The sequence below is a fragment of the Corticimicrobacter sp. genome, assembly GCF_040137905.1.
In the GTDB taxonomy this organism is placed as follows: domain Bacteria; phylum Pseudomonadota; class Gammaproteobacteria; order Burkholderiales; family Burkholderiaceae_B; genus Corticimicrobacter.
On record NZ_JBEFDG010000013.1, the window covers coordinates 21,981 to 28,251 of the forward strand.

At 58.6% G+C, this 6,271-nt stretch carries 5 protein-coding genes; 3 read left to right on the plus strand and 2 right to left on the minus strand.

Going from position 1 to position 6,271, the window contains the following annotated elements; genetic code table 11:
* Positions 1–22: 22 nt before the first annotated feature.
* Positions 23–2,254 carry a DUF3141 domain-containing protein gene (locus ABN482_RS01680; protein ID WP_349502361.1) on the minus strand — a complete coding sequence of 744 codons (2,232 nt, stop codon included), beginning with the start codon at positions 2,252–2,254 and terminating at the stop codon, positions 23–25.
* A gap of 316 nt (positions 2,255–2,570) precedes the next feature.
* Entirely contained in the window at positions 2,571–3,461 is an 891-nt protein-coding gene (locus ABN482_RS01685) for a LysR substrate-binding domain-containing protein (protein ID WP_349502362.1), read from the minus strand.
* Positions 3,462–3,662: 201 nt separating this feature from the next.
* Between ABN482_RS01685 and ABN482_RS01690 the strand changes: the two genes are divergently transcribed.
* From ABN482_RS01690 to ABN482_RS01700, 3 genes are all read left to right on the plus strand, one after another.
* On the plus strand, positions 3,663–4,610 hold the full coding sequence (locus ABN482_RS01690; RefSeq protein ID WP_349502365.1) for a branched-chain amino acid ABC transporter permease: 948 nt from the start codon (positions 3,663–3,665) through the stop codon (positions 4,608–4,610).
* Positions 4,607–5,704: a branched-chain amino acid ABC transporter permease gene (locus tag ABN482_RS01695; RefSeq protein ID WP_502877215.1), complete on the plus strand. Its 1,098-nt coding sequence runs from the start codon at positions 4,607–4,609 to the stop codon at positions 5,702–5,704. Before ABN482_RS01690 ends, ABN482_RS01695 begins: the two co-directional genes overlap by 4 nt.
* A partial coding sequence (locus ABN482_RS01700; protein WP_349502363.1) for an ABC transporter ATP-binding protein occupies positions 5,701–6,271 on the plus strand: 571 nt, incomplete at its 3' end. The genes ABN482_RS01695 and ABN482_RS01700, both read left to right, overlap by 4 nt.

The window sequence follows — 6,271 nt, forward strand, 5'->3', positions numbered from 1 at the left end:
CCCCCTGTGCACCACCTCGGTCTTAAGAGGCCGACTTGGGCGTACCGGTTTGTCTGGCTGGCTTGGCGGGCTTGGCCTCGGTCGCAAGCAACTGGGCCAACTGATCCAGGCGCAGCTTCTGGGCTGCCGACGGTGTGCCCTTGCCGACCACGATGGTGCGGACCGTCTCCAGCAACTCACGCCGCCGAGCCGGATCGGGCTCCATCTCAGGCAGCGGTGCCAGGGCGGCATCGCGCTTGAGCAGCAGGATGTAGTACTGCCGACGCACCAACTCCTTGAAGTCTTCGGCAGAGGGATTGCCCACCTCGCGCCGCACGGCGTTGAGGGCGACCAGCGCCTCATCCTGGAAGACCCGTTCGGCCGACAGCGCAAAAAGCACGGCACGCAGCAGGGCCTCGGGATATGCGCCTTGCCCGACATCGGCTTCCAGTTCGGCCGCCTTGCGGGCCAGATGCTCGCGCTCTTCGGGCGTCAGTCCTGGCACCTTGTGCGGCTCGCCATCGGCTCCGTTCATGCCCAGCAGGCCTTGCAGCACAGGCGAGGAATAAACCGAGAAGAACACTTTTTCCACAGCCTGGTCGCGCGCATCGCGCCATGCATCGAGATAGGTCGTGATCTGGTCGGACAGTCGTTCCTGCAGTTGCAGATAAGGGTTGTCCTCGGCCACGGGCTGGCGATCGTTGCGTGCCTGTTCGGCCAGCTTGCTCACGCCGCGCATGAATGGATTGCTGTCGGCGAACACCGAATAGCTCAGCCGCAACGGGTTGTAGTCGAACAAATTGCGCGCCAGTTGCGGCGTGACGGCCGCACGCACCCAGGGGCGCACAAAGGTGTTGTACAGGGAAAGATTCAACTCCGAGACGCGGCGCACGGCATCGAATGCACGGTCATCTTCGGCACTGTTGCGTCCGTAGGCGCGCAGGTCATCGAAGGTCCGCAACTCGAAGTGGCTGCGCCATGCGGGCTTGCCTGCTTCGGCAGGATCGGCCTCATCGATAACCAGCTCATAGAGCCCCGGCGGCAGCAGATCGATCTCATCGATCAGACGCACAAACTCTTCGTCCTCCTTGCCGCCTACCTTGGGCGACACGAAGATGGCCAGGTGGCCGACCTTGGGGTTGACCGAATAGACGATGGTGCGGCCATGGGCGCGCAATTCATCGACATCCTGGTACAGGTCGAGAATCCAGCCCAGCGTCTGCTGGGGCGGACTGATGTTGTCACCTTCCGAGGTCAGCACCACGATGGGCGAGCTGACATTGCGCAGGTCCAGGGGGGTGCCGTCACTGGCCTGCAACTGGTTGCGGGTCAGCTTGTCGCCGATGAACAGTTGATCGACCAGCCACTGGATCTCGCCACCATTGAGCTTGATGAAATCCCCCCACCATTTTTCGAAACCCAGATAGCGCTGTGCTTCCGTATCGACCTTGGTGTAGACGTTGTACTGCTTGCCCCAGAGCCAGTTCGAGGGATTCAGCAGATCGAAGTTCAGGATCAGCCAGGTGCCGTCGAATTCGCCACCGCCCAGGTCGGACACCAGTGCCGTGAGCCAGCTGCCGCCCAGCAGGCCACCGGTATAGCGCATCGGGTTCTTGCCATGCACGCCCTGCCAGTAGGACATGGGCGACCCCGCGACGATCACCGGCCCGAACAGGTCGGGCCGCAAGGCAGCCACCAGCAATGTCTGGTAGCCGGCCTGGCAATTGCCGAACGCGAATGGTTTGGGCGCATCGGAATGCTGCTCAACGATGTACTCCAGGAAATGGACCTGGCCTTCGACAATATCCAGAAAGGTCTGCCCCGGCACGGGATCGGCGGAAAAGCCGATGAAGTAGACCGGATGCCCCTGTTCGAGCGCATCGCCGATCTCGCTGATGGTATTGAAGCCGCCGATGCCCGGTCCCTGCCCGGCACGCGGATCGACGACCACCAGCGGTCGTTTTGTGGGGTCCACGGCCTGGCCAGCCTTGGGCAGCACACGCGCCAGGAAGAAGTTGATCGGTCTGGGCAGCGATTGCCCGCTCAGGAGGACTTCATGATCGAACGACAGCACCGTCGCAATCGGTCGCGACATCATGTCCTGATATTGATTGCCGCGCTCACGCAGCACATCGGCAAACAGCACACTGCGCTGCCAAGCATCAATGGCATAGGCCGATGCAGCATCGGGCCTGAATGCAGCCGCAGCGGCAAAAGGTTGCCAGGGCTGCTTACCCTGCTCTGAAAATGCGGAAAAGAAAGGATTCTGCGCCATGGTGTCGCCTCGCTCCCGTTATACGTGATCCGGGAGATATCCCGGCGTGATTGGTGATTCGTTTTCTGCAGGCAACTGCCAAACCGTTGCCGATACTTCAACTTCATCCTGCCAATACCACTATCCGGGGCATCAATCCTGCCCATCGCGACGGCCAACACACGCCAGCGGGCAAATACCATGGAAATGATTGCTGCAATGCAACACAAGTTATCCGTGAAACACAGCGGTGTCAAGTGTAATTAAAAATCAACTCGCTGCAACAACTCTTCCCACGTTTTGTTTCCGCCTGCACCGCATGAGTGCGCCACTATCCCTACATGGCCGAACAAATCCGTTTGATCCAGGCGTATAAATTCAGACTTTCTGCTGACAACTCTGTCCCAAGCCTGCTGCACAGATAATAATCACGTCCGTCATCAAGCAATATTTCCGATAACCGGATCAGTTCTCCACTGCGCACATGGTGCTCAACCAGCGATGAGCGCAATAATGCACACCCCATACCCGCCAGCGTGGCAGACAGCGTCAGCAGCCCATCTTCCAGCAATAGTCCCTGGCTGCGATGATGCCGGCGGACCTGGGCAAGCTCAAACCACTGCATCCAGGAACTGCGCTCTTCATCGTGCAATAGCGACGCATCTGCCAATTGATCCGGAGACTCCAGTCGGCCATGCGCTGCCAGAAACGCATGGCTGCAATAGGGGGCCATGGCTCCCGACAGCAGCTTTTCACAACGATAGCCAGACCATTGCCCAGTACCGAAGCGGATCGAGATATCCGCAGCATCACTGGGGTAGCTGCGATGGTTGGCATACATCACATTGATATCGAGCCCCGGCTGCTCCCGCACGAATTCCTGCAGTCTGGGCAGGAAAAACTCCATGCCGAACAAAGGAATAAGGCTGATCGTAATCTGTCGTGCTACCGATTTTTCACGTAGCTGACCGGTGGCACTGCGCAACACCGCAAATGCCGAGCGGATGGAGCGGTAGTAATCACGTCCCTGTTCCGTCAGCACGAGATTGCGACCATGACGTGACGTCAAGGGCAACTCAAGGAACTCCTCCAGCAAGCGCAACTGATGGCTGACAGCCGATGCCGATACGTTCAACTCGCGCGCGGCCCCGACCACACCCCCATGGCGAGCGAAAGCCTCGAAAGTGCGCAAGGCCCGCAAAGGCGGATCGATATCCGGATTCATCATTCGTTCATTCATCACAGGCCCATCAGATCAGTAAAAATCAAAAAATTCATATATCAAATTATTTTACTTAAATAACGACATAAAAATCCAATAATTTCAATGGAATAAATAAATCATATTTATATATTTGAATATTTTTTCACAGAACAATAGCATGCAACCTCTTATGTCTCGCCAGTCGCATCGATACTGCGCAACATGATGGACACGCTGCTGCAACAACTTCTAAATGGCCTGCTGCTCGGACACCTCTATGCCCTCATCGCCTTGGGCTACACGATGGTGTATGGCATTTTGCGCATTATCAACTTCGCACACGGCGACCTGCTGATGGTAGGTGCCCTCAGCGCTTTCTCCGTCATCAGGCTACTGCAGGTATTGTTTCCGGCACTGCATCCAGCAGTGACCCTGTTGCTGTCCACTCTGGTGTCCATGGTGGCCTGCGGCTTGCTTGGGATGCTGATCGAGCGCATCGCCTATCGCAGGCTGCGCCAGGCCCCCAGGCTGGCACCACTGATCAGCGGCATAGGCGTATCAGTCGTACTCCAGACGCTTGCCATGGTGATCTGGAGCCGCAATCCACAAGTCTTTCCCAATCTCCTGTCGATGGATCCGATCTTCCTGACAACGGACGGACATGGAGGCGGTGCCATTACCAGCACCACGGCACTGGTCACCATCGCCATCGCATTCATCCTGATGGTTGGACTGCTGATCCTGGTCAACCGGACCCAATTGGGTCTGGCCATGCGAGCCGTATCGGAAAATCACGCGCATGCCAGCCTGATGGGGATGAGTCCGGATCGCACCATACGCCTGACCTTTGCCATCGGTGGCGCATTGGCGGCACTGGCGGGCGTAATGATGGCCAGCAACTACGGACACGCCCATTTCCACATGGGTTTCCTGCCGGGCATAAAAGCCTTCACTGCCGCCGTGCTAGGTGGCATCGGCAACCTGCCCGGTGCCATGCTGGGCGGCATTCTGCTGGGACTGCTCGAAGCATTTGGCACCGGTTACCTGGGCGAATGGAGTGGCGGTCTATTCGGCAGCAGCTACCAGGATGTCTTCGCATTCATCCTGCTGATTCTCGTGCTGGTTTTCCGTCCATCAGGACTGCTGGGCGAACGTCTGGCGACACGGGCATGAACATGCGTTCACACTTCCCCGCTCTGACTCATCCTGCCGCAGGTCTGGGCCTGTTCGCACTCGCCATTCTGGCCGCCCCCTGGCTGGTGGGTGCTGCGGGAGGCAATTACTGGGTCCGTACACTGGATTTCGCCTTGCTGTACATGATGCTGGCCCTGGGCCTGAACATTATCGTCGGCTATGCCGGCTTGCTGGATCTGGGCTTCATCGCCTTCTATGCCGTCGGTGCCTATGTTGCCGCACTGCTGACCTCACCGCACCTGACAACAGCCATTCCGGCCATTGCCGCCCTGTTTCCAGACGGCCTGGCCTCACCGCTCTGGCTGACCCTGGGATGCGCAGCCATCCTGGCCGCCCTGTGTGGCATCATCCTGGGAGCCCCGACACTGAGACTACGGGGAGATTACCTGGCCATCGTGACCTTGGGTTTCGGTGAAATCATACGCATCCTGATGCGCAACCTGGACCGCCCGGTCAACCTGACCAATGGACCAAAAGGCATTGCCGCGATTGCACCGGTCGAAGTGTTCGGCATCGACCTGTCTCGCACCCATACATGGTTCGGCCTCAACATCCCGTCGGTCTATCTCTACTATTACCTGTTCGCCTTCGTCACCCTGCTGATTGTCATGGCGTGCTACAGAATCCAGGACTCGCGCATCGGGCGCGCATGGCAAGCGATCCGGGAAGACGAAGACGCTGCGCGCGCGATGGGCATCCGTACTCACCGCCTGAAACTGCTGGCCTTTGCAACCGGAGCCGTATTCGGCGGTACGGGTGGCGTCCTGTTCGCATCGTTCCAGGGCTTCATTTCACCCGAGTCCTTTACGTTCAACGAATCCATCAGCGTACTGGCCATGGTCGTGCTCGGCGGCATGGGACACATCTCTGGCGTCATTCTGGGTTGCGTATTGATTTCGGCCCTGCCAGAAATCCTGCGCAGCAGCGTCGGGCCGCTTCAGGAGCAATTGCTGGGCCAGATATGGGTCGATCCCGAGGTCATTCGCCAACTGTTTTTTGGCCTGGCCCTGATGCTCGTCATGCTGTACCGACCTGGCGGGCTCTGGCCCACACCGCAGCGGAGTACAACATGAAACCACTGCTGGATGTACAGGGTGTCTATAAGCGCTTTGGTGGTGTCACCGCACTGGAAAATACATCCTTGCGCGTCGAAGCCGGCCAGATCCATGGACTTATCGGCCCCAACGGGGCTGGCAAGACCACCCTGTTCAATGTCATGACAGGGCAATATCAGGCAGACCAGGGCAGTTTCCTGCTGGATGGACGCCCCTATCGACCTGCTGCCGTAGATCACGTTGCGCGCGCCGGCATCGCACGTACATTTCAGAATATCAAACTGTTCAATGCCATGACCGCACTGGAAAATGTCATGGTGGCGCGTCACGCCCGTACCCACAGCGGTCTCTGGAGCGCTCTGATCCGGCCTCCTGCCGCCCGACGCGAAGAAGATGAGACACGGACGAAGGCATACAGCCTGCTCGACTATGTCGGCCTGACTTCCTGTGCCGAACAGCGGGCCGATACGCTGTCATACGGACACCAGCGCAGGCTGGAAATCGCACGGGCACTGGCCACCGAACCTCGCCTGCTGGCGCTGGACGAACCTGCCGCCGGCATGAACGCCGCAGAGAAAATAGCAC

Coding starts and splice junctions, on each gene's coding strand:
- ABN482_RS01695 (WP_502877215.1), top strand. CDS start 4,607: ATGAACATGCGTTCACACTTCCCCGCTCTGACTCATCCTGCCGCAGGT.
- ABN482_RS01680 (WP_349502361.1), bottom strand. CDS start 2,254: ATGGCGCAGAATCCTTTCTTTTCCGCATTTTCAGAGCAGGGTAAGCAG.
- ABN482_RS01685 (WP_349502362.1), bottom strand. CDS start 3,461: ATGATGAATCCGGATATCGATCCGCCTTTGCGGGCCTTGCGCACTTTC.
- ABN482_RS01690 (WP_349502365.1), top strand. CDS start 3,663: ATGGACACGCTGCTGCAACAACTTCTAAATGGCCTGCTGCTCGGACAC.